At 71.6% G+C, this 24,353-nt stretch carries 23 protein-coding genes; 12 read left to right on the top strand and 11 right to left on the bottom strand.

The genetic code is table 11. The annotated features are described in order from the left end of the window. The first annotated feature begins 90 nt into the window (after positions 1–90). Positions 91–777, top strand: coding sequence for a hypothetical protein (locus tag G3I54_RS37990; RefSeq protein ID WP_164621871.1), 687 nt, complete (start codon positions 91–93; stop codon positions 775–777). Positions 778–1,040: 263 nt separating this feature from the next. Continuing rightward, positions 1,041–2,444, top strand: coding sequence for a DUF2637 domain-containing protein (locus G3I54_RS37985; RefSeq protein WP_164621870.1), 1,404 nt, complete (start codon positions 1,041–1,043; stop codon positions 2,442–2,444). 84 nt (positions 2,445–2,528) lie between these two features. On the opposite strand, the gene lysS is transcribed toward G3I54_RS37985, so the two are convergent. Beyond that, positions 2,529–4,295, bottom strand: coding sequence for a lysine--tRNA ligase (lysS, locus tag G3I54_RS37980; protein WP_164621868.1), 1,767 nt, complete (start codon positions 4,293–4,295; stop codon positions 2,529–2,531). 135 nt (positions 4,296–4,430) lie between these two features. On the opposite strand from lysS, the gene argS reads away from it, so the two are divergent. Next, positions 4,431–6,203 carry an arginine--tRNA ligase gene (argS, locus tag G3I54_RS37975; RefSeq protein ID WP_164621865.1) on the top strand — a complete coding sequence of 591 codons (1,773 nt, stop codon included), beginning with the start codon at positions 4,431–4,433 and terminating at the stop codon, positions 6,201–6,203. Between the two features lie 81 nt (positions 6,204–6,284). On the opposite strand, the gene G3I54_RS37970 is transcribed toward argS, so the two are convergent. The 3 genes from G3I54_RS37970 to G3I54_RS37960 form a co-directional block, all read right to left on the bottom strand. Beyond that, entirely contained in the window at positions 6,285–6,659 is a 375-nt protein-coding gene (locus G3I54_RS37970) for an antibiotic biosynthesis monooxygenase family protein (protein ID WP_164621863.1), read from the bottom strand. Between the two features lie 25 nt (positions 6,660–6,684). Next, positions 6,685–7,941, bottom strand: a complete 1,257-nt coding sequence (locus G3I54_RS37965) for a phospholipase D-like domain-containing protein (RefSeq protein ID WP_239144780.1) — start codon at positions 7,939–7,941, stop codon at positions 6,685–6,687. 133 nt (positions 7,942–8,074) lie between these two features. Continuing rightward, positions 8,075–9,463, bottom strand: coding sequence for a helix-turn-helix transcriptional regulator (locus G3I54_RS37960; RefSeq protein WP_164621861.1), 1,389 nt, complete (start codon positions 9,461–9,463; stop codon positions 8,075–8,077). 195 nt (positions 9,464–9,658) lie between these two features. Between G3I54_RS37960 and G3I54_RS37955 the strand changes: the two genes are divergently transcribed. The 3 genes from G3I54_RS37955 to G3I54_RS37945 all read left to right on the top strand — a co-directional run bounded on the left by G3I54_RS37955 (position 9,659) and on the right by G3I54_RS37945 (position 11,577). Continuing rightward, positions 9,659–10,390: a DUF4232 domain-containing protein gene (locus G3I54_RS37955; protein WP_164621859.1), complete on the top strand. Its 732-nt coding sequence runs from the start codon at positions 9,659–9,661 to the stop codon at positions 10,388–10,390. A gap of 162 nt (positions 10,391–10,552) precedes the next feature. Continuing rightward, positions 10,553–11,338: a helix-turn-helix transcriptional regulator gene (locus G3I54_RS37950; RefSeq protein ID WP_164621855.1), complete on the top strand. Its 786-nt coding sequence runs from the start codon at positions 10,553–10,555 to the stop codon at positions 11,336–11,338. Continuing rightward, positions 11,335–11,577: a DUF397 domain-containing protein gene (locus G3I54_RS37945; protein ID WP_164621853.1), complete on the top strand. Its 243-nt coding sequence runs from the start codon at positions 11,335–11,337 to the stop codon at positions 11,575–11,577. The genes G3I54_RS37950 and G3I54_RS37945 overlap by 4 nt, the downstream gene beginning before the upstream one ends. A gap of 24 nt (positions 11,578–11,601) precedes the next feature. Here G3I54_RS37945 and G3I54_RS37940 read toward each other — a convergent pair whose 3' ends face one another. After that, complete coding sequence (locus G3I54_RS37940; RefSeq protein WP_164621851.1) at positions 11,602–12,168, bottom strand: dihydrofolate reductase family protein; 567 nt, start codon at positions 12,166–12,168, stop codon at positions 11,602–11,604. A 195-nt stretch (positions 12,169–12,363) separates the two neighbouring features. Between G3I54_RS37940 and G3I54_RS37935 the strand changes: the two genes are divergently transcribed. The 5 genes from G3I54_RS37935 to G3I54_RS37915 all read left to right on the top strand — a co-directional run bounded on the left by G3I54_RS37935 (position 12,364) and on the right by G3I54_RS37915 (position 16,665). Beyond that, positions 12,364–12,690 (top strand): hypothetical protein, encoded by a 327-nt coding sequence (locus G3I54_RS37935; protein WP_343240521.1) that lies wholly within the window; start codon positions 12,364–12,366, stop codon positions 12,688–12,690. A 148-nt stretch (positions 12,691–12,838) separates the two neighbouring features. Next, the gene (locus G3I54_RS37930; RefSeq protein ID WP_164621847.1) at positions 12,839–13,717 is read left to right on the top strand and encodes a DUF4253 domain-containing protein; all 879 of its coding nucleotides are present in this window, start codon (positions 12,839–12,841) and stop codon (positions 13,715–13,717) included. After that, positions 13,696–15,732, top strand: coding sequence for a hypothetical protein (locus G3I54_RS37925; RefSeq protein WP_164621845.1), 2,037 nt, complete (start codon positions 13,696–13,698; stop codon positions 15,730–15,732). The genes G3I54_RS37930 and G3I54_RS37925 overlap by 22 nt, the downstream gene beginning before the upstream one ends. 48 nt (positions 15,733–15,780) lie before the next feature. Beyond that, positions 15,781–16,158, top strand: coding sequence for a hypothetical protein (locus tag G3I54_RS37920; RefSeq protein WP_164621843.1), 378 nt, complete (start codon positions 15,781–15,783; stop codon positions 16,156–16,158). Positions 16,159–16,176: 18 nt separating this feature from the next. Beyond that, the gene (locus G3I54_RS37915; RefSeq protein ID WP_164621841.1) at positions 16,177–16,665 is read left to right on the top strand and encodes a hypothetical protein; all 489 of its coding nucleotides are present in this window, start codon (positions 16,177–16,179) and stop codon (positions 16,663–16,665) included. A gap of 12 nt (positions 16,666–16,677) precedes the next feature. Here G3I54_RS37915 and hemB read toward each other — a convergent pair whose 3' ends face one another. From hemB to G3I54_RS37885, 6 genes are all read right to left on the bottom strand, one after another. Further along, the gene (gene hemB, locus G3I54_RS37910; RefSeq protein WP_164621839.1) at positions 16,678–17,682 is read right to left on the bottom strand and encodes a porphobilinogen synthase; all 1,005 of its coding nucleotides are present in this window, start codon (positions 17,680–17,682) and stop codon (positions 16,678–16,680) included. Positions 17,683–17,835: 153 nt separating this feature from the next. Beyond that, entirely contained in the window at positions 17,836–19,506 is a 1,671-nt protein-coding gene (locus tag G3I54_RS37905; protein ID WP_164621837.1) for a bifunctional uroporphyrinogen-III C-methyltransferase/uroporphyrinogen-III synthase, read from the bottom strand. Beyond that, complete coding sequence (gene hemC / locus G3I54_RS37900) at positions 19,503–20,489, bottom strand: hydroxymethylbilane synthase (RefSeq protein WP_164621835.1); 987 nt, start codon at positions 20,487–20,489, stop codon at positions 19,503–19,505. The genes G3I54_RS37905 and hemC overlap by 4 nt, the downstream gene beginning before the upstream one ends. Then, positions 20,486–21,994, bottom strand: coding sequence for a glutamyl-tRNA reductase (locus tag G3I54_RS37895; RefSeq protein ID WP_164621833.1), 1,509 nt, complete (start codon positions 21,992–21,994; stop codon positions 20,486–20,488). The genes hemC and G3I54_RS37895 overlap by 4 nt, the downstream gene beginning before the upstream one ends. Beyond that, complete coding sequence (locus G3I54_RS37890; RefSeq protein WP_003968336.1) at positions 21,991–22,752, bottom strand: redox-sensing transcriptional repressor Rex; 762 nt, start codon at positions 22,750–22,752, stop codon at positions 21,991–21,993. The genes G3I54_RS37895 and G3I54_RS37890 overlap by 4 nt, the downstream gene beginning before the upstream one ends. A 257-nt stretch (positions 22,753–23,009) precedes the next feature. Further along, the gene (locus G3I54_RS37885; RefSeq protein WP_032787715.1) at positions 23,010–23,300 is read right to left on the bottom strand and encodes a glutaredoxin family protein; all 291 of its coding nucleotides are present in this window, start codon (positions 23,298–23,300) and stop codon (positions 23,010–23,012) included. A gap of 135 nt (positions 23,301–23,435) precedes the next feature. Between G3I54_RS37885 and G3I54_RS37880 the strand changes: the two genes are divergently transcribed. Then, positions 23,436–24,353, top strand: a 918-nt coding sequence (locus G3I54_RS37880; protein ID WP_164621831.1) for an HAD-IB family hydrolase, incomplete at its 3' end; no start/stop codon positions are given.

Genomic DNA, 24,353 nt, shown 5'->3' with positions numbered 1-24,353 from the left:
TCACCTTCATGCCAACCCTCTCCCGGTTCCGTTCCGAGCGCCGAGAACGCCGTTACGCTCCACGGCGAACCCCGAGGAAAGGCAAGGGAATTGCGCAATCGAATCGCACTCGCCGCAGCGCTCACGACCGGCCTGTTCGCGCTCACCGCCACCGCCGCCACCGCGGCTCCGGCCGAGCCGCGGGCGGCGGCATCGGGCGACGCCCGCGCGTGCGCGGACGTGAAGCTGTCCGGCGCCCTGCCCGTACCGCCCGAGGGCATGGCCGTACGGCAGAACGTCTCCATCGGCCCCGACTGCAAGCCGGTCCTCGGCCCCGCACGGCTGGTGGCGAAGGCCGGTCCGGCCGCGAACGCGCGGACGGCCCGGGCCGCCGCCCAGGGCGACCGCCAGGTCCGGAGCTGGTCCGAGATGTACGACTGCTGCAACATCCGGATGACGGGGCTCTACACGACGTCCGACTGGAGCTCCGACGGCACGGTGGTCACCGCCTCGTCCACCGACGCGACCCAGCAGTGGAACCGTGAGCCGTGGAACGCGGGCTGGTCGCTGAAGTCCTCGGGCAAGTCCGCCGACTGCGTCGCGAACTGCGCGGTCTCCACCAACGTGGCCGACGCCTCGTTCACGTACAAGGGGATCTTCGACCCGACGGGCAACGTGTACGCCAACACGCACCGCTCCACCGTGGCCCTCAAGGCCGACGGGACCGCGTCCTGTGAGTTCGAGGTCGACCTGAAGAACACGTTCATCGGCTGGAACTGGCAGCGCGGCTGCGAGTGACCCTTCGGCGGTGGCGGCGCCCCTCGCCGCCACCGCTGAAGCACCCGCTGAAGCACCCGCTGAAGCCTCTGCCGAAACCGCCGCCGAAGCCCCCACCGGACCCGCGAACAGCCCCGCGAACAACCCCACAACTCCTCCCCGCGTAACGAAACTCGCACGCATGTGCCAGGCTGTGCCATCGCCGGGCGTCTGAAGCCTGGCCGAAAAACAGGGCCGGGCGCACAGGTCGGGTCCGGGCACAGAGGTCGGGGAGGGGATCGCAGGTGGCCGCGATGCAGCTGACACGCACGCACCGCATACTCATCGGGGTCGTCGTCGCGGGTGCGGTGATCATCGCCGCGATCGGTTTCGCGGGCTCCTACGCGGCCGTGCGCGAGCTGGCCGAGGCCAAGGGCTTCGGAGAGTTCTCCCTGGTCTTCCCCATCGGCATCGACGCGGGCATCTGCGTCCTGCTCGCCCTGGACCTCCTGCTCACCTGGATGCGGATCCCGTTCCCGCTGCTGCGGCAGACGGCGTGGCTGCTGACCGCCGCGACGATCGCGTTCAACGGCGCCGCCTCCTGGCCCGACCCGCTGGGCACCGCGATGCACGCGGTGATCCCGGTGCTGTTCGTCGTCTCCGTCGAGGCCGCCCGGCACGCGGTGGGCCGGATCGCGGACATCACGGCCGACAAGCACATGGAGGGCGTCCGCCTCACGCGCTGGCTGCTCTCGCCGATCCCCACGTTCAAGCTGTGGCGGCGGATGAAGCTGTGGGAGCTGCGCAGCTACGAGCAGGTCATCAAGCTCGAACAGGACCGGCTGATCTACCAGGCCCGCCTCCAGGCCCGGTTCGGCCGCAACTGGCGGCGCAAGGCCCCGGTCGAGTCGATGATGCCGCTGCGGCTGGCGAAGTACGGCGTACCGCTCGCCGAGACCGCCCCGGCCGGACTCGCCGCCGCCGGCATCGAACCGGCCCTGCTGCCACCGGTGCCCGCCGAGGCCGACCGCCCGAAGGCCGAGCTGGCGTACGAACCGCACCAGGACCACCAGGACCACCAGGGGCACGGCCCCCGGCAGGAGCAGGCCCAGCCCCACCCCCGGCAGCAACAGCCCCACCCCGCCGCGCTCCAGAAGCAGGTTCCGGCCGGCCCGCCCACCCACGACAGCCCCTGGTTCGCCGCCCAGAAGCTGCCGGACAACGTCCACGAGAGCGCGTACGACCCGCAGTACGTCGAGGGGCTCGAACCCACCCCGGTCCAGATCCCCGCGGGCCCCGGCCGCACCCGCCCGCTGGGTGACGTCGGCACCATCGGCGCGGTCCCGCACCCCCGCCACGAGGAGCCGTCCCCCGAGGACCGGCCCCAGGCCGAGCAGCCCCGCCCCGGGCAGCCCCAGGCCGAGCAGCCTCTGCCGCGGCCCGACGCCGAGGTCCTCGCCCCCGAGGACGCGCCGCAGTTGGAGGAGTGGCCCCAGGAGGACACCGAGTTCGCCGACATGGCCTTCGAGGTGTTCAGCGCGTACACGGACGAGCAGGGCCATCACCCGAGCGCGGAGGTTCTGGACATCCACCTCGCCGACACCCGCAACGTCCGCCACCCGCACTCGCGTGAACTGCTCCAGCGCCTGTGGCCGGAGTTCAAGCAGGCCTACGTCCCGGCGCGGTCGACGGCCGACCAGACCGCCTGACGTACGGCCACGGCCGCCCGGCACGGCGGAGGGCCGCCGCCCGGGAGTGATTCCCGGGCGGCGGCCCTCCGCCGTGTCAGGGTGTTACGCGCCCAGCAGCCTGCGCACCCGGTCCGCCCCCACCGCGAGCAGCAGCGTGGGCAGGCGCGGGCCCGTGTCGCGGCTGACGAGCAGCCGGTAGAGCAGGGCGAAGAAGGACCGCTGGGCGGCCTTCAGCTCGGGCGTCGGCTTGGCGTCCGGCTCCAGGCCCGCCAGCACCTTCGGCACGCCGTAGACGAGCGTGGTGAGGCCGTCCAGCGACCAGTGCGTGTCCAGGCCCTCCAGGAGGAGGCGCAGCGACTCGCGGCCCTGGTCGTCGAGCGAGCCCAGAAGCTCCTTGTCGGGCTCGTCCCGGACGATGGTGCGGGCCTCGGCCGGGACCTGGGTGGTGATCCAGTTCTCGGCGCGGTCCAGGCGCGGGCGCGCCTCGTCCAGCGAGGTCAGCGGGTTGTCCGGGTCCAGCTCGCTGAGGATGCGCAGCGTCTGGTCCTCGGCTCCGGCGGTGATGTCGGCGACCGAGGCGAGCGTCCGGTACGGCAGCGGGTGCGGGGTGCTCGGAAGCTCCCCGGCCGCCGTGCGGACGGCGCGGGAGTAGGCGGCGGCGTCGGCGGGCAGCACCGTGCCGTCGGCGACCTTGCGGCCCAGCGAGTCCCACTCGTCGTACAGCCGCTGGATCTCCTGGTCGAAGGCGATCTTGAACGACTGGTTGGGCTTGCGGCGGGCGTAGAGCCAGCGCAGCAGCGGCGCTTCCATGATCTTCAGCGCGTCGGCCGGGGTGGGCACCCCGCCCTTGCTGGAGGACATCTTGGCCATGCCGGAGATGCCGACGAAGGCGTACATGGGCCCGATGGGCTGCACACCGTCGAAGACCTCGCGGACGATCTGGCCGCCGACGACGAAGGAGGAGCCGGGCGAGGAGTGGTCGACGCCGCTGGGCTCGAAGATCACGCCCTCGTAGGCCCAGCGCATCGGCCAGTCGACCTTCCACACCAGCTTGCCGCGATTGAACTCGCTGAGCCGGACCGTCTCGGCGAAGCCGCACGCCGAGCAGGTGTAGTTCAGCTCGGTGGTGTCGTCGTCGTAGGAGGTGACGACGGTGAGGTCCTTCTCGCAGTTGCCGCAGTAGGGCTTGTACGGGAAGTAGCCGGCGCTGTTGCCGCTGCCGTCGTCCTCGTCGGCCGCGCCGGAGCCCTCGGCGGCCTCCAGCTCGGCCTCGTCGACCTTCTTCTGCTGCTGCGGCTTCTTGCCGCCGCCCTTGCCCTGGGCCGCCGGGTCCTTCTTGGTGCGGTAGCGGTCCAGGACGGCGTCGATGTCGGCGCGGTGCTTCATCGCGTGCAGGATCTGCTCGCGATAGGCCCCGGCGGTGTACTGCTCCGTCTGGCTGATTCCGTCGTACTCGACGCCCAGCTCGTCCAGGGCCGCCGTCATGGCGGCCTTGAAGTGCTCGGCCCAGTTCGGGTACGAGGAGCCGGCCGGGGCGGGCACCGAGGTCAGCGGCTTGCCGATGTGCTCGGCCCAGGACTCGTCCACGCCCGGGACGCCGTTCGGCACCTTGCGGTAGCGGTCGTAGTCGTCCCAGGAGATCAGGTGGCGCACGGTGTATCCGCGCCGGCGGACCTCGTCGGCGACCAGGTGCGGGGTCATGACCTCGCGCAGGTTGCCGAGGTGGATCGGGCCGGACGGGGAGAGCCCGGAGGCGACGACGACCGGTTTGCCAGGCGCACGACGCTCCGATTCGGCGATGACATCGTCCGCGAAGCGGGAGACCCAGTCGGTCTCGGTGCTGGTCTGACTCTCGGCCACGGTCGGCACGTCCTTCTCTCGTCTGTCGTTTCCCGATGGGGTACGGACCATTCTCCCAGCTACCCCCCGCAGCGCGAAAACGGCTTTGCACCCCGTGGGATACTGGGCAGATCCCTTGTACTCCTACGGAAACGGCAGCCGGACATGGCCTCGGTCCCTTCCCTCGCTTCCACGCTCCAGCAGCAGCTGGCGGACGCCCTGACGGCAGCTCTGCCGGATGCCGGCGCCGCGGACCCGCTGCTGCGCCGAAGCGACCGGGCCGACTACCAGGCCAACGGCATCCTGGCGCTCGCCAAGAAGCTCAAGGGCAACCCCCGCGAGCTGGCCGCCCAGGTCACGGCCGCCCTCCCGGCGGGTGAGCTGATCAAGGACATCGAGGTCTCCGGCCCCGGCTTCCTCAACGTCACGCTGAGCGACAAGGCGATCGTCGAGACGCTCGCCGCCCGGGCCGCCGACGCCGAGGGCCGGCTCGGCGTGCCGCTGAAGGCGGAGCCCGGCACCACCGTCATCGACTACGCCCAGCCGAACGTGGCCAAGGAGATGCACGTCGGCCATCTGCGGTCGGCGGTCATCGGCGACGCCATGGTCAAGATCATGGAGTTCACCGGCGAGAACGTCGTCCGGCGGCACCACATCGGCGACTGGGGCACCCAGTTCGGCATGCTCATCCAGTATCTGATCGAGCACCCGGGCGCCCTGAAGCACGAGGGCGGCGCGAGCGACGGCGACGCGGCGATGTCGACGCTGAACCGGGTCTACAAGGAGTCGCGGGTTCTGTTCGACTCCGACGAGGAGTTCAAGGCCCGGTCCCGGGACCGGGTGGTGGCGCTCCAGGCCGGTGACCCGGAGACGCTGGAGCTGTGGCAGGGCTTCGTCGACGAGTCGAAGATCTACTTCCACTCGGTGTTCGACAAGCTCGACATGGAGATCGCCGACGCGGACATCGTCGGCGAGTCCGGCTACAACGACATGCTGGAGGAGACCTGCCGGATCCTGGAGGAGACGGGTGTCGCCGTCCGCTCCGAGGGTGCGCTGTGCGTGTTCTTCGACGATGTGAAGGGCCCAGACGGCAACAAGGTCCCGCTCATCGTGAAGAAGACGAACGGCGGCTACGGCTACGCGGCCACCGACCTCTCCGCGATCCGCAACCGGGTCCAGGACCTCAAGGCCGACACCCTGGTGTACGTGGTGGACGCCCGGCAGTCGCTGCACTTCAGGATGGTCTTCGAGACGGCCCGCCGGGCAGGCTGGCTGAACGAGGACGTCAAGGCCGTGCAGCTCGCGTTCGGCACGGTCCTCGGCAAGGACGGCAAGCCGTTCAAGACCCGTGAGGGCGAGACCGTGCGGCTGGAGGACCTCCTCGACGAGGCGGTCTCCCGGGCCACGGCGGTCGTCCGGGAGAAGGCCGGGAAGGTGGGCCTGTCCGAGGAGGAGATCGTCGAGAACGGCCGGTACGTCGGCGTGGGGGCCGTGAAGTACGCGGACCTGTCGACCTCCGCCGTACGGGACTACAAGTTCGACCTGGACCAGATGGTGTCGCTGCACGGCGACACGTCGGTCTACCTCCAGTACGCCTACGCCCGGATCCGGTCGATCCTGCGCAAGGCCGGCGACGCGGTCCCGGCCGCCCACCCGGAGCTGGAGCTGGCCCCGGCCGAGCGGGCGCTCGGTCTGCACCTGGACCAGTTCGGCGAGGTGCTCGCCGAGGTCGCGTCGGGCTACGAGCCGCACAAGCTGGCCGCGTATCTCTACCAGCTGGCCTCGCACCTGACCACGTTCTACGACCAGTGCCAGGTGCTCAGCCCGGACAATGCCCCGGAGGTCGTCGAGAACCGGCTCTTCCTGGTCGAGCTGACCGCCCGGACCCTGCACCGGGGGATGGCGCTGCTGGGCATCCGGACGCCCGAGCGGCTCTGATCTCTGATCCCGCACCCGGCTGTACGTACGTCGGCCCCGGCACCGTCACAGGTGCCGGGGCCGACGCATGCCGGGGCCGGGTCAGGGGGCGGTGAGTTCCACGACGACGTCGTAGACCGCCGGGTTCGGGGTGATCGGCCGCGCGGTCTGCTCGCGCGCGGCCCGGGTCCGGGAGGCGAAGTCGGGGTCGGCGGTGGCGGCCTCCCACGCCTCCTGGCTCGCCCAGTGGGAGACGTTGACGAGCTGGAAGCGGGAGTCCGAGGAGCGGGCCCGGTGCATCCGGGAGTCGATGAATCCGGGCTTGTCCCGCATGAGGCGGGCCCGCTCCTCCCACTTCGCGACGAACGCGTCGAGTTCGTCGGCGGCTATCTCGAAGACGTTGATGAAGGTGACGGACGAGTCCGGGGTGTCGGTGGTCGAGCCGCTCTCCGTGGTTAAGCCGTTCTCTGTGGTCATGCGGCAACCCTAGGAGGCCGTGGGCTCAGAGGAAGCGGCGGATCGGCGCGACGGCCGTTTCCCGGGCCCGCTGGAGGAGGTCGCGGCGCTTCCACCGGCCGCGCTCGATCAGCACGCTCTTCGCCCGGTCCTCCTCGAAGTGGCCGTCGAGGGTGGCGGTGAAGTCCCGGTCGAGGACGGCGAGCATGACTTCCTCGTCGTGGTCGAGGGAGCGCCGGTTGAAGTTGGTGGAGCCGATGAGCGAGGCGACCCGGTCGACGGTGAGGGTCTTGGTGTGCAGCATCGTCGGCTGGTACTGGTGGATCTTCACACCGCAGCCGGTCAGGTCCTCGTAGTAGCGCTGCCCGGCGAGCTGGCAGACCCGCTTGTCGGTGTACGGGCCCGGCAGCAGGATCTCGACCTCGACCCCGCGCCGGGCGGCGGCGCAGAGCAGCCCGGTGAAGTAGGCGTCGGGGGCGAAGTAGGCGGTGGTGAGGCGGAGGCGTTCCTCGGCGGACTCCAGGACGACCCGGATCAGGGTCTGCATGTCCTGCCAGCCGAAGGAGGCCGAACCGCGCACCACCTGGACGACGGCGTCCCCGTGGTGCTCCTCGGTGATGAACCGGTCGCGCTCGTCGAACAGCTCGTCGTGGCACTCGGCCCAGTTCTGGGCGAACGCGGCGGCCAGCCCGTCGACGGCGGGCCCGGTGACCTGGACATGGGTGTCGCGCCACTCGTGCTCGTTGCGGGCGTCGCCGCACCATTCCTCGGCTATCCCGACGCCGCCGGTGAACGCGGTGCGCTCGTCCACGACGAGGACCTTGCGGTGGCAGCGGTGGTTCTGCTTGAGCGGTGAGAGATAGAGGGGCTTGCGGAACCAGGTGACGGTGACCCCGGCCGCGTCCATCAGGTCCAGCTGGTCCTGCTCGATGAGCCGCGACCCGAACCCGTCGAGCATGAGCCGCACCCGGACCCCGGCCCGGGCGCGGTCGGCCAGCGCCTCGGCGAACCGCAGAGCGATGTCACCGCGCCAGTAGACGAACGTCATCAGGTCGACGGTGTGCTCCGCGCCCCGGATCGCCTCCAGCATCGCGCCGAAGATCGCGTCGCCGTTACGGAGCGGGACGAGGGCGTTCCCCTCGGTGGCGGCGATGCCGATCAGCCGCTCCAGCCTGCGTCTGAGCCGCAGGGACCGCTCCTCGCAGGTGCGGTCGTCCAGGGCCGGCAGGTCGTCCGGGGCCGGTCGGTCGTCCGGAGTCGGTCGGTCGGTGGCTTCGGCAGCAGTGGCGGAAGTGGCGGACATGTGTCACCTGGTCGGGACGGGATCGGGGCGGCCGTACGCCGTCGTCGCACGGCGGCGGGCTGCCAGGGCCTCGCAGACTGTACTCCCGAGTTCCGCACACGTGTACGGCCCTGAAGTCCGGCGGCCCCGGGCCTCAGGGCTGACCGGCACGCTCCCAGCCGTAGCCGGGCCCGCCGTACACATACTCCGGCCGCCCCTTCATCCCGCTGAGCCGGAACGGCTTCCCGTGGTCGTCGATCCGCAGCGTCCCTTCGTTCCCGCCGCTGCTCCACTCCAGCTCCAGGAACCAGGTGACGTCGTAATTCACGGCCTCCATATCGAGGTTGAAGACCTCCACGTCCTCGGACGTCACCTTGTACGGGAAGTCCACGGCCGGCACTTCGACGTCCCCCTGCGTCCCCGGCACCGGCCGGAGGGTGGGGTGCCCGGCGTCGAGGTGGGCCGCGAAGGTCTGCGGCGTGATCCCGCTGCCGCAGCCGTTGCCCATCTTGTACGCCGACCAGGGCAGCGGAGCGTTACGGGAGAGCACCCGGACGTTCATGCCCTTCAGGACGACCGCCTCGCGCGAGGTGCCCTGCACGGTGAGCTGGAGCAGCGCGTTCCCGGCCTCGACCCCGCCGTACGACGCCGCCCAGTCGCGCCGGTCCTGCGGTGCGGGCGGCGGATCGAGCTTGTCGGGGCCCTGGTTGACCAGATAGTGCTGCCCGCAGGGTTCTTCCCAGTTGTACGAGGTGATGTTGACGGTCGGCGGAGCCCCGAGGCCCGTACCGCCGCCGCCACCGCTCTGGGACTGACCGGACCCGGAGCCGGCACCCGCCGAGGGCTTCCCGGACGGCGGCCCGGACGGGGCCCCGGAGGCGCTCGCCGAAGAACCGGACGGGCTCGGGCTCGCGGAGGGCCGGGGCGTACCCGAGGCGGAGCCTTCCGGGGCCGCCGCGAGGCCCCCGCCCGCGTCCTCCACCCGGTCCGCGGCGCTCCCGCCGCCTTCCTTCCCCGACCCGACGAGTTCGACGGCGACGACGGTGCCGGGCACGAGGAGCGCGGCGACCCCGGCGGCGGCGATGAGCACCCGCGTACGCCGGGAGAGCCGGGACCACCGGGAGCCCGGGGCCTGACGACCGGCACCGCCGCCATCGGACGTGACAGACGGCTCGGACGCCACAGACGGCTCGGACACCTCGGGCACAACAGCAGGCGCAGCGACCACCGCAGCCTCAGACGCCTCCGCCTCCGCCTCCGCCACCGGGGCAGGGGCCTCCGCCGCCGAAGGCCGCCGCCGGGCCGCGTCCGCCACGATCCACCGCCGGTGCACCTCCACCAGCTCGTCGCCGCTCGCCCCGCACAGCCGCGCGAACCGCTCGATCGGCGCGTACTCGTTCGGCACGGCGTCACCGTTGCAGTACCGGTGCAGGGTCGACGTACTGACGTGCAGTCTGCCGGCGAGGACCCCGTAGCTGCGCCCCGAACGGTCCTTCAGATCCTTGAGCAGAGCCGCGAACTCCACGGCCTCCGGCGTCGCCACGACGGCGCTCCCCTTCCTCGTGCGTCCCGGAACGGCGTTCCAGGGACGCGGAATTCCCGCAGGTCACCGTACGCGTAGACGTTCCAGCATCCCCAATGGTTCTGCGGGCGTTGCGGCCGGAATCCGCCACCCCACAAGCTCGGACCAGACCACGGCAGCACCGCAGATCAACCGAGTACGGGGAGAACCACCGACATGCGCATCAACCGCATCCGCACCACCGCCATCGCCGCCACCGCCCTCGCGGCCGCTCTCTCGCTCACCGCCTGCGGCGGCGAGGACAAGGCCATGGGGACCAAGCCGGCCGGCACCGCCGAGACGGCGGCCCCCGCGGCGTCGAGCACCGACGGCACCGACGGCACCGACGGCACCGACGGCACCGACGGCAAGGCACAGCCGGATGCGCCGGAGGCCGGCGCACCCGAGACGCAGACCGTTCCCGCCGAGGGCAAGCACGCGGGCGGCAACGGCAAGAAGCCGGAGGCCGCGCCGAACGCGGAGGCGGCGGCGTCGATCCCGGCCTGCACGCCCAAGAACTCCACGGTGAAGGTCTCCTCGGTGAGCCGCCCGATCAACCACCTGCTGCTCACGGTGACCAACACCGGCTCGAAGAACTGCGCCGCTTACCAGGCGCCGTTCCTCCGCTTCGACGACGCGCAGGCGGTGTACCCGATCCTCGACGACAGCAAGCCGCAGGCCGTCGTCACGCTCTCCCCCGGTGAGGAGGCCTACGCGGGCATCTCGCTGCTCGGCGAGCCCGGCGAGAACGAGCCGGTCAAGAGCGACAACCTCGGCGTGATCATGGTCGACAAGAACAACAAGGCGAAGGGCGAGGCCACGCTGAAGCTCCCGGCGGAGACCTACACGGACAGCCTGGGCTTCGTCACCTACTGGCAGTCGGACGTCGAGAACGCCCTGATGTTCTGAGCACCGCAGAACACCGCAGGTCAGGCCAGCGCCTGACGTGCTGTAACCATGGGCGACCCGTACAGATTTGTTGTACGGGTCGCGCATGCGTGAAGCGGGTTCCGGGGTGGGAGTGGGAACCGTATGCACCCCAGAAAGCGACAGCGTAAGAACGCGTCGACGATGAAGCTCGTGGGCAAGCTCGTGGCCCGGTTCCGCACCGAGGCGGGCATGACCCAGGTCGAACTCGCCCAGGCCGCAGGCGTACAGGAGGACACGATCGCCTCCATCGAGCAGGGCAGACGCTCGCTCGTGCCGGATCTGGCGGAGACGATCGACGATCTGCTGGACACCAAGGGCGCGTTGGCGACGGCGGTCGACAACATGCCGGAATACGACCTGATTCCGCTGTGGGCCGAGCACTACCTCAACATGGAACACGAGGCGCTGGCGCTGTCCTGGTACGACAACCAGGTCATCCCGGGCCTGCTTCAGACGAAGGCGTACGCGGAGGCGGTGTTCAGCAACAAGATCCCGGTCTACAGCCCGGAGGAGATCGAGACGCAGACGGCGACGCGACTGCAACGCCAGCAGATCCTGGACCGGAAGAAGCCGCCGACGATCAGCATGGTGATCTGGGAGCCGGTCCTGATGATGAAGCTGACGTCGGACGAGGACCACCAGGAGCAGCTGCGCCATCTCTACGCGATGGCTCAACTCCCGGGCGTCTGCCTCCAGGTGCTCCCGCTGGACAGCAGAGCACACGCAGGCCTCAACGGCCCCTTCATTCTCCTGGAGACACCGGACCACCAACACGCCGCGTACTCCGAGACCCAGCGCGGCAGCCACCTGATCTCGGACCGGAATGAGATCAGCATCCTGGCCCAGAAATATGCGATGCTGCGAGCCCAGGCGCTCACCCCTTTCGAGACCCTGCGCCTGCTGGCCCGTTTACTGGGAGAGACATGAGCACCGCACTGAACTGGTTCAAGTCGAGCTACAGCGGCGACGAAGGCGGCGCCTGCCTCGAAGTCGCTTACGACTGGCGGAAGTCAAGCCACAGCGGCAGCGAAGGCGGGGCCTGCGTCGAGATCGCCGCGCACCCCGCCGCCGTCCACGTCCGTGACTCCAAGGACATCGAGGGCCCGACCTTCACCGTCGCGCCCACCGCCTGGTCGGCGTTCGCCGCCTACGCGGCCACCGCCTGACCGCACCGCCGTCCATCGCACGCCTCACGCCCGGACCGTCTCGTAACGGAGCAGTACGACCCCGTTCCCGAAGGTCCGGGTCTCCAGCAGCCGGAGCCCCTGCCGCTCCTCCGTGTCCCGGAAGAAGGGGCGGCCCCGGCCGAGGATGACGGGGTGGATGTAGATCCGGTACTCGTCGATCAGATCGGCCTGCCGGAACGACTCCAGCAGATCCGCCCCGCCGACCACCAGATCCCCCGACGCGGCGTCCCGCAGGCCGCGCACCTGCTCGGGGTCGACCTCGTGCAGCAGGGTCGCGTTCGGCCCCACGCTCTCCAGCGTCCGCGAGAAGACGAACTTCGGCATGTCCCGCCAGATGCCCGCGAATTCGGCCATCGGACCCTCGTTGTCCGGGTCCTGATCGGCGGTCGGCCAGAACTCCTCCATCAGCTCGTAGGTGACGCGCCCCTCCACGAAGCCGCCCACCAGCCGCAGGTAGTCGTTGAAGTGCTGGTGCACCTCCTCGTCGACCGTGTGCCAGTCGATGTCCTGGTCGGGCCCTTCGAAGAAGCCGTCGAGGGAGAGCGAGATGGACGTGATGATCCTGTTCACGGAGACTCCTGCCGGATCGGCTCGGTCGACGGTGACCGGGCGGCGCACAACGGGGCTCGACGATACGTCCCCCGCACCCGGTCCACCGGGAAGTGAGCCCTCCCGAGACAGGCGTCGGCACGCGGAGGGCGCCGGCGACGAGGCGCCGGCCATGTTCAGCTTCCTGAGCGATCTCGCGGGGGGATGATGAGCCCCGTGACGAAAATAGATGCGCCCGAAGCTGTTGTGGCCCGCCTGCTCCAGGAACTTCTCAGTGAGCGATGGCCTGCCCGGCTGAACAGCGCCGAACGGGCGGGCGTCGACCTGGAGAGACTGGACAGCGACATCGCCGGGTGCGTGACATCGTGGCTGGACAATGGCGGTTCGCTGGACGCGTGGCGGCTCGGGATCCTGGACCGCAAGCTCTCCGAGCTGGAACAGGTACTGCCGGAGCTCGGCGAAGCGGACCAGCCGCGACGGTGGCGGCTGTGGCACGAGATGGTCCGGCTCATCACCGATACCCGCTCGCACCCCGCCACCTGAGACAAGCCTTCGGGGGCCGCACCGTGTCAGGCACCCCGGCCTCGGGGGGCTGACCGGCCGCAGGAGCCGCACGGCTGCGGGGAGCACCCGAGGCCCCTGGGTCCGCCTGCCAAGCTCGCTGTCAGTGCCCCGGCCTAGAGTCACCTCCATGGCGACGCTCCCGAATCCTCTGCCCTCCCTGGCCTCCTCCGGCCTGGATCTCCCGCCCGGCTCCCTGGTGGACGCCACGCTGGACGGCCCCTGGCACGAGCCGCTGCTCTGGTACGCGGACGGCCCGGCGGACCAGCGCGGCTGGTCGGCCCTGCGGACGTCCGGGCGGCGGCTCGGGCTGCTGCCGGTGCTGGTCACCGGCGGCTCGCGCGACCAGTGGCCGGAGGACTGGGACCTCTGCCCGGACGGCACCTCGTACCCCGGCGACCACGACGCCGACGAGGTCCTCGCAGGGTATTGGACGGATTACGCGGACGACGAGGTCGGCGACGGCACGGCGGCCGACGGGACCGGCGAGGAGAGCGAGAGGAACGGGGAGGCCAGAGAGGACGCGGAGGACGGGGAGCAGTCCGGCGGGCCCGGCTCCTGGCCCGGCCTCGCGCCCGTCCCCGCCCGGGAGGCCCCCGAGGACCCGGACGCGGTGGCCGCGGGCCTCGTGGGAGTGATCACCGCCGACGCGGACGAATGGCTCGGCGGAGCCCGCATCGCCCTCGTCCCGGCCCGCCGCAGCGCCGACATACCGGCGGCCATCGGCTGGTCGGGCCCGATGAACCACGAGAACGACGTGGCCCGGCTCTGCGCGGTGCTCCGCTCCTGGGAGGACCGCTACGACGCCCGGGTCGTGGTGCTCGGCTTCGACACGATGATCGTCTCCGTGGGCCGCCCGCCCGCCACGGTCGAGGAGGCCCGCGCCCTGGCCGCCGAGCACTACGCGTTCTGCCCGGACAACATCGACCAGTCCCCGCCGTACGACCTCGGCGTCTACGCGGAGAAGGCCATTCTCAACCAGGAAGCGTGGTCGTTCTGGTGGGACTGAACACGGACCTCAGCAGGATCAAGGCCTGGTGGCGCACCCTGGGCGGCGACCGCTTCGCCGTCCTCCCGCCGCCGACCCGTGGCCGCTACACCCAGTCGGACGGCCACGAGGACGCGGCGGAGATGTTCGCGACCCGAGGCATCGCCACCGACACCTCCTTCGCCTACTGGCACTGGCAGTCCCAGGACGCCTTCGCCCGCTCCGGCGAACTGACCGGTGTGCTGTATCTGCACTGGGGCGGCGACCACGCCACGGTCGCCGCCGGTCTCGGGGAGGGCCCGCCCGGCTACCGGATCGTCAACGGCGGCCCGCAGGGCGCGTTCCAGCTGGACCGGGTCACGGCGACGGACGCCGACGGGCTGCCCGACCCCGAAGACACCGCGGGCGTACGCCAGTTCCTCGCCCGCCTCGACGAGCCCCGCAGCCGGAAGACCCGCGCGCGGGAGTACGACCCGCTGACCGCCGCCGAGGAACGCTGGCTCCACGACCGGCTGGCGGGCCCCGTGGACCTGGCCGCAGCCGTCCGCTTCACCGCCCCGCTGGAACACCGGCAGGCGCTGACCCCGGACGAGACGGCCCGGCTGCTGTCCGCCTGGCGGGAGACGTACGCCGGGCGGCTCGCGGCCTGGCGCGGCTGGCGTTCCGTGCTCCTCGCGCTGCTGCGCCAGGAGCACCCGGAGGCCTGGGAGGTGGCCGCCGAACTGGGAGCCGACGCGGCGTACGCCCTCGCCGCGCATCCGTCCCCGCGCTCGCTGGAGCTGCTGCGTGCATGGGCGCTGACCGGTGACGACGGTGCCGTACGCGGCTGGTTCCGCGCCCACCACGCCCTGCGCGAACCGGACCCGGTGAGGTCGGCCCGCGCGCTCTCCGAGGAGCTGACGGCCCACTCCGCGCCCGAGACCGCGCAGACAAGCCTCCTCCGCGCGCTGCGGGAAGCCGTCACGGACGAACACAGCACCCCCCGCCCGCCCGCCTCCGACGCGTTCTTCCCGCTCCTCCTCGCCACCGTCCGGTTCGCCACGGACGACCGGCTGCCGCGCCCGCTGCGGGTCGCCGCCGCGAAAGCCGCCGCCGACACGGCCGACGGCGTGCGCGAAGCGGCCGGACGCCTCACCGACGCCGCCGAAGCGGCCGAGGCTCTGGCCGCCGTGGAGCGGTACGAGACCGCCCGCGACGACCTCCTCGCCGGCACCGGCCCCGACCTCACCGGCTACGAGGGCGGCCTCGGCGACATCTGGCACCGCTACCGCGCCCTCACCCCGTCCGACGTCCAGTGGCTCCGCGACCGGCTCGCCGCCCCGTCCACCGGCGTCCAGGGCATCGCGTTCTGCCTGGAGTTGCTGTACGCCCACGGCGAGGCGACCGAAACGGAACTGCTCGCCCTCCTCCCCCGCTGGAAGAAGGAGCTGACCAAGCAGTACCGCACCACGTACACCGAGTGGCGTCACCCGCTGGTCACCCTGACCTGCCTCGCCCAGGACCTGGGCCACCCGGCCGCCGAAGCGCTGGCGGCCTGGTGGGCGAAGCCCAAGCCGCTCTGGAAGGGCCCGGTCCGGCTGCTCACCCACCTCGGCGCGCCCGACGAGGCGAAGGCCGCCGAGCTGTGGGAGTTCATCGTCTCCGGCGGGCACGACACCGGGCACCTGATGACCTGGGTGCTGCTCCGCGCCCGCCTCGACGGCATCCACCCGCTGCTCGTCGCGGAGAAGCTGATCGGAGAGCCGGGCGTCCGCGCGTACGTCCTGGAACACGTCCTGATCGGCGTGACCGACCCCGCCCAGCCGCTGTGGCACTACGCGATCGACCCGCGCAGCCACAGCTGGTGGCGGCGCGCCCAGGAGGTGGCGGACCACCCCGGCCTGTCCGCCGAGGCCCGCGCGATCGGCATGAAGGCCGCCCGCAGGCACTGCGTCGCCCGCTACCCGGACCAGGTGCGCCCGCCCCTCACGGAAGGCGAGGTGAACGCGGCGCGCGCCTGGCTGGAGGCCCGCGCCGACCGGACCACCGCCGACTGAGCCCTCGTACTCATGCGGGCGGCGGCCCCAGGCGGTTCACTCGGACACATGAGCGACGACAGGCCCGGGACCGCCCCCGCACCCTCCCCCGACGAGACACCCGACCCCCATGCCTGGATCGCCCCGCTGATCTCCTCGGTCGTCACCGTGCCGCTGGGGCTGCTCGCCCTGCTCTACGGGGCGCTCTCGCCCATGGAGTGCGACTCCTGCAACGGTGCGCTGGCCGAGCGCTTCCACGACAGCTGGATGATCGGGTGGACCGTCCTGTGGATCGGCCTGCTCATCGCCCTGGCCGTGCTGATCGCGAGCTGGGCCGTACCGCACCAACTCCGCTTCGCCGCCCGCCGCGTGGGCCTGGCGCTCGCCGCACCCACCACCGTGGGGGTCACTTTCGTAGCATTCATGGCACTGGTCGACTGGCCCTGACAGAAAGTGTCCACCCCCATGAACGACACGAACGTCCCGACCACGACGGAAGCCGCCTCCGCGACGGAAGCGGCCGAAGTCGCCGAACGCCTGATAGCCGAGTTCCGCGCGCTGCCGCCGGGCAGCGACCGCAAGCGCGAGATCATCACCGAGCTGGACGCCAACGCCCAGGCGCTGCCGTTCCTCGTCTCGGTCGTCGCGGACCCGGGCGAATACGACCTCGCCCGCGTCGAGAGCGCCACCGTCCTGCGCCTGTGGCCCCCGGCCGACCCCGTCCTGCGCCACGAAGCGGGCCGCGCCCTGCTCACGGCCCTGCGCGACCCGGAGGAGGACCTGGTCCGCCAGTACGCGGCGATGTCGCTGGCGCCCTACACCGACGACCCGATCGTCGCCACGGTCCTCGACACCACCGCACGGGCCGACGAGGACCCGCTCGTCCGGGACAGCGCCCGCTTCTCCATCAAGGAGGCCCACCGGCTCCAGGAGACCGGAGCGGGTGGGCCGTGATCACGCGGGGGCTCAGCCCCTGTCGTGTCCGAGCCACTGGGCGACCTCGGTCGCCCAGTAGGTGAGGATCATCTGCGCCCCGGCCCGCCGGATCCCGGTCAGGCTCTCCAGGATCGCCTTGTCGCGGTCGATCCAGCCCTTCTCGGCGGCGGCCTCGATCATCGCGTACTCGCCGCTGATCTGGTACGCCGCGACCGGCACGTCCACGGACTCCGCGACCTTGGCGAGGATGTCCAGATACGGTCCGGCGGGCTTCACCATCACCATGTCCGCGCCCTCCGCCAGGTCCAGCGCCAGCTCCCGCAGCGACTCGCGGGCGTTGGCCGGGTCCTGCTGGTAGGTCTTGCGATCGCCGGTGAGCGAGGAGCCGACGGCCTCGCGGAACGGGCCGTAGAAGGCGGAGGTGTACTTCACGGTGTAGGCGAGGATCGACACGTCCTCGTGGCCGGTCTGGTCCAGGGCGTCACGGATCACGCCGACCTGGCCGTCCATCATGCCGCTGGGGCCCACCACATGGGCCCCGGCGTCCGCCTGGACCTGGGCCATCTCCGCGTACCGCTCCAGCGTCGCGTCGTTGTCCACCCGGCCGTCCGCCGTCAGGACACCGCAGTGGCCGTGGTCGGTGAACTCGTCCAGGCACAGGTCCGACATCACGACGAGGTCGTCGCCGACCTCCTCGCGGACCGCGCGCAGAGCGACCTGGAGGATGCCGTCGGGGTCGGTGCCCGCCGTGCCCCGGCCGTCCTTCTTCTCGTCCTCCGGCACCCCGAAGAGCATGATCCCCGAGACCCCGGCCGTCACCGCCTCGACGGCCGCCTTCCGCAGGGTGTCCAAGGTGTGCTGGTGCACGCCGGGCATGGCCGAGATGGCGACCGGGGCGTCGATGCCCTCCCGGACGAACGCGGGCAGGATCAGGTTCGCGGGGTCGAGCCGTGTCTCGGCGACCATCCGCCGCATCGTCGGGGTCGTCCGCAGCCGCCGGGGGCGGGAGCCGGGGAAATTTGCGTACGCAGTCATCCTTCGACGATAGACCCGTACGCCCCACGGTCTTACCGACACCGGCGCCGGGAAAGAGCCGCGCACAGGCCCCCTAACAGGCCCAGGCGCCGGCCCGGAAAAGGCGGCGGGCCCGGCCGCCGAAGCGACCGGGCCCACCCACCTGCGTAACTGCTACGTCGTCGTCCGACGCCTGCGCGCACCCGGGCGCCGCTCGCTCGGCCGGGTCACCGGGTCGCCGGCCTCCTTCGCCGCGTCCCGGCGCTGCGCGCCGAAGGCGGCGAGCGCCTCGGCGAGCTTGTGCACCGACGGCTCCGGGGACAGCACGTCCACCCGCAGACCGTGCTCCTCGGCGGTCTTCGCGGTGGCCGGGCCGATACACGCGATCACGGTCACGTTGTGCGGCTTGCCCGCGATGCCGACCAGGTTCCGGACGGTCGAGGACGAGGTGAACAGGACCGCGTCGAAGCCGCCGCCCTTGATCGCCTCGCGGGTGTCGGCCGGCGGCGGCGAGGCGCGGACCGTGCGGTACGCGGTGACGTCGTCGACCTCCCAGCCCAGCTCGATGAGCCCGGCCACCAGGGTCTCGGTGGCGATGTCGGCGCGCGGCAGGAACACCCGGTCGATCGGGTCGAAGACCGGGTCGTAGGGCGGCCAGTCCTCCAGCAGACCGGCGGCGGACTGCTCGCCGGAGGGCACCAGGTCCGGCTTGACGCCGAAGTCGATCAGCGCGGCGGCGGTCTGTTCGCCGACCGCGGCGACCTTGATCCCGGCGAAGGCGCGGGCGTCGAGACCGTACTCCTCGAACTTCTCCCGGACCGCCTTGACGGCGTTGACGCTGGTGAAGGCGATCCACTCGTAGCGGCCGGTGACCAGGCCCTTGACCGCGCGCTCCATCTGCTGGGGCGTACGCGGCGGCTCGACGGCGATCGTCGGGACCTCGTGCGGCACCGCACCGTAGGAACGCAGCTGGTCGGAGAGCGACGCGGCCTGCTCCTTCGTGCGCGGGACGAGCACCCTCCAGCCGAACAGCGGCTTGGACTCGAACCACGCGAGCTGGTCGCGCTGGGCGGCGGAGCTGCGCTCTCCGACCACGGCTATGACCGGCCGGTGGCCCTCGGGCGAGGGCAGCACCTTGGCCTGCTTGAGGGTCTGGGCGATCGTGCCGAGGGTCGCCGTCCAGGTGCGCTGGCGGGTGGTGGTGCCCGCGATCGTCACGGTGAGCGGGGTGTCGGGCTTGCGGCCCGCCGAGACCAGCTCACCGGCGGCGGCCGCGACCGAGTCCAGCGTGGTGGAGACGACGGCGGTGGCGTCGCTCGCGCCGACCTCGCTCCAGCACCGGTCGGAGGCCGTACGGGCGTCGACGAAGCGGACGTCCGCGCCCTGCGCGTCACGCAGCGGCACACCGGCGTACGCGGGCACGCCGACGGCGTTCGCGATGCCCGGGACGACCTCGAAGGGCACCCCGGCGGCGGCGCAGGCGAGCATTTCCGCCCCCGCGTCCCCGTCCAGGCCCGGGTCGCCCGCGACGGCACGGACCACCCGCCTGCCGCCCTTCGCGGCCTCCATGACAAGATTGGCCGCATCCCTGAGAACGGGTACCCCGGCGGCTGTTGACGAGACGTCAACAACCGTCAGCTCAGGCGTGCTCACGCCTGCTCGCGCATGGCTGCGAACGACGTCGAGCACATCGGGCTCGGCGACAAGGACGTCCGCGCTCGCGAGCGCCTCGACGGCGCGCAGGGTCAGCAGTCCCGGGTCGCCGGGACCGGCGCCGAGGAAGGTGACCTGGCCTTGGGCGGACAGGACAGGAAAGTCGGATGCGGCGGGGCCGGTGGGGCTCAAAGTGCTCGCTCCCCCATAAGACCGGCCGCACCCTTGGCGAGCATCTCGGCCGCGAGTTCGCGACCGAGGGCCGCCGCGTCGTCGTGCGACGTGGGGACGGGACCGGTGGTGGACAGCTGTACGAGCGAGGAACCGTCGGTGGTACCGACGACTCCGCGCAGGCGCAGTTCGTTGACAACCTGTCCGTCGACCAGGAGGTCGGCCAGCGCACCCACAGGTGCGGAGCAGCCGGCCTCCAGGGCGGCGAGCAGGGCACGCTCGGCGGTCACGGCGACCCGGGTGTACGGGTCGTCGAGCTCGGCGAGCGCGGCGGCGAGGTCCGCGCTGGACGCGGCGCACTCGATCGCCAGTGCTCCCTGGCCGGGAGCGGGCAGGACGGTGTCGACCGGCAGGAAGTCGGTCACCTCACCGCTCCGGCCGAGACGGCTGAGCCCGGCGGCGGCGAGAACCACCGCGTCGAGCTCCCCGTCACGCACGAACCCGATCCGCGTGTCGACGTTGCCCCGGATGGGGACGGTCTCGATCCGCAGTCCGTGGGAACGGGCGTACGCGTTGAGCTGCGCCATGCGGCGCGGCGAACCGGTGCCGATGCGGGCGCCGTCGGGCAGTTGCTCGAAGGTCAGCCCGTCCCGGGCGACCAGCGCGTCGCGCGGGTCCTCGCGCTGCGGCACGGCCGCCAGCACGAGGTCGTCGGGCTGGCTGGTCGGCAGGTCCTTGAGCGAGTGGACGGCGAAGTCCACCTCGCCCCGCAGCAGCGCCTCGCGCAGGGCCGCGACGAACACGCCGGTGCCGCCGATCTGCGCCAGGTGCTCGCGGGAGGTGTCCCCGTACGTGGTGATCTCGACGAGCTCGACGGCGCGCCCGGTCACCTCGCGAACCGCCTCGGCGACGAGTCCGGACTGGGCCATGGCGAGCTTGGAGCGCCGGGTGCCCAGCCGGAGCGGCGCGGGATGGCGCGCGCCCGGGGATGAGTTGTCGGTCATGACCGCCCTCTATTCGGGTCGTTCAGGTCTGCCCGGGAGACGGCGGCCACCGTCTGCGGGTCGAGGTCGAAGAGTTCTCGCAGCGCGTCCGCGTACCCGGCGCCGCCGGGCTCGCTGGCGAGCTGCTTGACCCGCACGGTGGGCGCGTGCAGGAGTTTGTCGACGACGCGGCGCACGGTCTGGGTGATCTCGGCGCGCTGCTTCTCGTCCAAGTCGGGAAGGCGGCCGTCCAGCCGGGCGATCTCGCCGGCGACCACGTCGGCGGCCATGGTGCGCAGGGCGACCACGGTCGGGGCGACGTGCGCGGCGCGCTGGGCGGCGCCGAATGCGGCCACCTCGTCGGACACGATGGTGCGGACCCGGTCCACATCGGCGGCCATCGGGGCGTCGGCGGACGCCTCGGCGAGCGACTCGATGTCGACGAGGCGCACACCGTCGATGCGGTGGGCCGCGCCGTCGATGTCGCGCGGCATGGCGAGGTCGAGCAGGGCGAGCCGGACCGGTCCGGTGGACTGGGCGGGCACGGTGACCCGGCGCAGCGCGGTCGCCGGACCGGCGTGCGCGGCGGAGGTGGCGGAACCGTTCTCCACCCAGGCGGCGTGCTGGTCGACGTCGGCCGGGGCCGGGGTGACGGTGACCGCGGGCTCCTCGGGCGCGGCGTCCAGGGTCACGCCCAGGGCGTCGGCGAGCGCGTCGGCGGTGAGCACGAGGCCCGTGGAACCGGTGCAGGAGACGACGATGTCGGCACGTGTCAGTTCGTCGCCGACCGCGGACATCTCGACCGCGTGCGCGCGCACCTCCGTGTCGTCGCCCTGCTGGAGGATCTCCACCAGGCGGTCCGCGCGGGAGCGGGTCCGGTTGGCGACGACGACCTCGGCGCAGCCGGTGCGGGCGAGGGTCGCGGCGGCCAGCGAGGACATCGATCCGGCGCCGATGACCAGGGCGCGCTTGCCGCGGGCCCAGCACTCGGGGTCGGCGCCGGCGGCGAGCTGCTGGAGCCCGAAGGTGACGAGCGACTGCCCGGCCCGGTCGATGCCGGTCTCGCTGTGGGCGCGCTTGCCGACCCGCAGGGCCTGCTGGAAGAGGTCGTTCAGCAGCCGTCCGGCGGTGTGCAGCTCCTGGCCGCGCGCGAGCGCGTCCTTGATCTGGCCGAGGATCTGGCCCTCGCCGACGACCATCGAGTCCAGCCCGCAGGCCACCGAGAAGAGGTGGTGGACGGCCCGGTCCTCGTAGTGCACATAGAGATACGGAGTGAGCTCTTCCAGCCCGACGCCGCTGTGCTGGGCGAGCAGCGTCGACAGCTCGGCGACGCCCGCGTGGAACTTGTCCACGTCGGCGTACAGCTCGATGCGGTTGCAGGTGGCCAGCACGGCGGCCTCGGTCGCGGGTTCCGCGGCGAGGGTGTCCTGGAGCAGCTTGGCCTGGGTCTCGGCAGCGAGCGACGCCCGTTCCAGTACGGAGACGGGGGCGCTGCGGTGGCTCAGTCCGACGACGAGGAGGCTCATGCCGGCATCACGGCGGGCATGTCCCCGTCGGGTCCCTTCCGGCTGGCGGGCGTGGCACGCATCGGGGGCGCGCCCTCGTCCTCGGCGGCGGAGTCCTCGCCGGCCTTGCGCTGCTCGTGGAACGCGAGGATCTGGAGCTCGATGGAGAGGTCGACCTTGCGTACGTCGACGCCCTCGGGCACCGACAGCACGGTCGGCGCGAAGTTCAGGATGGAGGTCACACCGGCGGCGACGAGCCGGTCGCAGACCTGCTGGGCCGCGCCGGGCGGGGTGGTGATCACACCGATGGACACACCGTTGTCGCTGATGATCCGGTCCAGGTCGTCCGTGTGCTGGACGGCGATCCCGGCCACCGGCGTACCGGCCATGGCGGGGTCCGCGTCGATCAGCGCCGCGACCCGGAAGCCGCGGGAGGCGAAGCCGCCGTAGTTGGCGAGGGCCGCGCCGAGGTTGCCGATACCGACGATCGCGACCGGCCAGTCCTGGGTGAGCCCGAGCTCACGCGAGATCTGGTAGACGAGATACTCGACGTCGTACCCGACACCGCGGGTGCCGTAGGACCCCAGGTAGCTGAAGTCCTTGCGCAGCTTCGCCGAGTTGACGCCGGCCGCCGTGGCCAGCTCCTCGGAGGAGACCGTGGGGACCGATCGCTCGGAGAGCGCGGTCAGGGCGCGCAGATACAACGGAAGTCGGGCGACGGTGGCCTCGGGAATTCCTCGGCTACGGGTCGCCGGTCGGTGAGTTCGGCCAGTTGCCACGGTGCTCCTGCGGGATGAGCGGGGCTGCAGGCGGCCGTATGTCCCAAGACCGCCCCGTCGAATGCAGGCTATGTCTTTGTGAACGCGTGCACAAAGATAGTGTCCGTTTTGTCTGGTCAAAGTGACCGGGGTCACGCACATTTCCCGCGCGATCCCGGAACCGGGGACCGCATCAGCCCGTTGCAGCCTCGAAGGGGGCAAAGCGGTACACACTCCTCACAACTAAGCCCCCGAGGCCACTCAAAACGCCCGCAATGTTAACCGGGTTTCGCGTCCGCACCCAGCGCCTTGCGCAGTCTGGCCGGGTCCACGCGCCAGAACGTGTGCTGTTCGTCATCGATCAGCACCACCGGAATCTGCTCCCAGTACTCCTTGTACAGCTCCTCGTCCTCGGTGATGTCCTTCTCCACCCACGACGCACCGGTCTCCTCGCAGACCGCGCTCACCACCGCCCGCGCGTCCTCGCACAGATGGCAACCGGGCTTCCCGACCAGCGTGACCACCCGCTCGGCGGGCTTCTTCTTCGTACGGCGCAGCAGAGGGCTCATGCCTTCATTCTGCGCCTGCGGACCACCGCCCCGGGCCGCCCGGAATCGCCCGATTCACCATTCCGACCCGAAGCGTTCACGCCCCCGCATCGCGGCAGGTCGGGCAGGTACGGACGGACTGGCTATGCTCACCGCATGGCCGCTCTTGGATGGCTCACACCCCGTAGGCGTTCCGCTACCGCACGGAGCGTCCTGGCAGGCGAGGCCGCCGCCGAGGCCGCGCGCAAGACCTCGGCCGCCGACGACGACTCCGCCCTCCTGACCGGAACCCCCGAAGAAGCTCCCGAGGAGCCCGCGTTCCCCGTCGCCGGGGACGACCGCGCCGCCGCCTTCTTCGACCTCGACAACACCGTGATGCAGGGCGCCGCGATCTTCCACTTCGGCCGCGGCCTCTACAAGCGGAAGTTCTTCGAACGCCGCGAACTCACCCGGTTCGCCTGGCAGCAGGCCTGGTTCCGGCTGGCCGGCGTCGAGGACCCCGAGCACATGCAGGACGCCCGCGACAGCGCCCTGTCCATCGTCAAGGGCCACCGCGTCTCCGAGCTGATGTCCATCGGCGAGGAGATCTACGACGAGTACATGGCCGACCGCATCTGGCCCGGCACCCGCGCCCTGGCCCAGGCCCACCTGGACGCCGGGCAGAAGGTCTGGCTGGTCACCGCCGCACCCGTGGAGACCGCCACCATCATCGCCCGCCGCCTCGGCCTGACCGGCGCGCTCGGCACCGTCGCCGAATCGGTCGACGGCGTCTACACCGGCCGGCTGGTCGGCGAACCCCTGCACGGCCCCGCCAAGGCCGAGGCCGTCCGCGCCCTGGCCGCCGCCGAGGGCCTGGACCTGGACCGCTGCGCCGCCTACAGCGACTCGCACAACGACATCCCGATGCTCTCGCTGGTCGGCCACCCGTACGCGATCAACCCGGACACCAAGCTCCGCAAGCACGCCCGCGCCCGCGACTGGCGGCTGCGCGACTACCGCACCGGCCGCAAGGCGGCCAAGGTCGGCATCCCGGCCGCCGCCGGGGTCGGCGCGCTCGCGGGCGGCACGGCCGCC

Origin of the sequence: Streptomyces sp. SID14515, assembly GCF_010548505.1 — a bacterium.
Classification (GTDB): Bacteria; Actinomycetota; Actinomycetes; order Streptomycetales; family Streptomycetaceae; genus Streptomyces; species Streptomyces caviscabies.
This window is presented reverse-complemented; position numbering and strand designations above follow the sequence as displayed.

Coding starts and splice junctions, on each gene's coding strand:
- G3I54_RS37930 (WP_164621847.1), top strand. CDS start 12,839: ATGGCGACGCTCCCGAATCCTCTGCCCTCCCTGGCCTCCTCCGGCCTG.
- G3I54_RS37945 (WP_164621853.1), top strand. CDS start 11,335: ATGAGCACCGCACTGAACTGGTTCAAGTCGAGCTACAGCGGCGACGAA.
- G3I54_RS37950 (WP_164621855.1), top strand. CDS start 10,553: ATGAAGCTCGTGGGCAAGCTCGTGGCCCGGTTCCGCACCGAGGCGGGC.
- hemB (WP_164621839.1), bottom strand. CDS start 17,682: ATGACTGCGTACGCAAATTTCCCCGGCTCCCGCCCCCGGCGGCTGCGG.
- hemC (WP_164621835.1), bottom strand. CDS start 20,489: ATGACCGACAACTCATCCCCGGGCGCGCGCCATCCCGCGCCGCTCCGG.
- G3I54_RS37970 (WP_164621863.1), bottom strand. CDS start 6,659: ATGACCACAGAGAACGGCTTAACCACGGAGAGCGGCTCGACCACCGAC.
- G3I54_RS37915 (WP_164621841.1), top strand. CDS start 16,177: ATGAACGACACGAACGTCCCGACCACGACGGAAGCCGCCTCCGCGACG.
- G3I54_RS37965 (WP_239144780.1), bottom strand. CDS start 7,941: ATGTCCGCCACTTCCGCCACTGCTGCCGAAGCCACCGACCGACCGACT.
- G3I54_RS37885 (WP_032787715.1), bottom strand. CDS start 23,300: ATGAGCCCTCTGCTGCGCCGTACGAAGAAGAAGCCCGCCGAGCGGGTG.
- G3I54_RS37955 (WP_164621859.1), top strand. CDS start 9,659: ATGCGCATCAACCGCATCCGCACCACCGCCATCGCCGCCACCGCCCTC.
- argS (WP_164621865.1), top strand. CDS start 4,431: ATGGCCTCGGTCCCTTCCCTCGCTTCCACGCTCCAGCAGCAGCTGGCG.
- G3I54_RS37895 (WP_164621833.1), bottom strand. CDS start 21,994: ATGAGCCTCCTCGTCGTCGGACTGAGCCACCGCAGCGCCCCCGTCTCC.
- G3I54_RS37920 (WP_164621843.1), top strand. CDS start 15,781: ATGAGCGACGACAGGCCCGGGACCGCCCCCGCACCCTCCCCCGACGAG.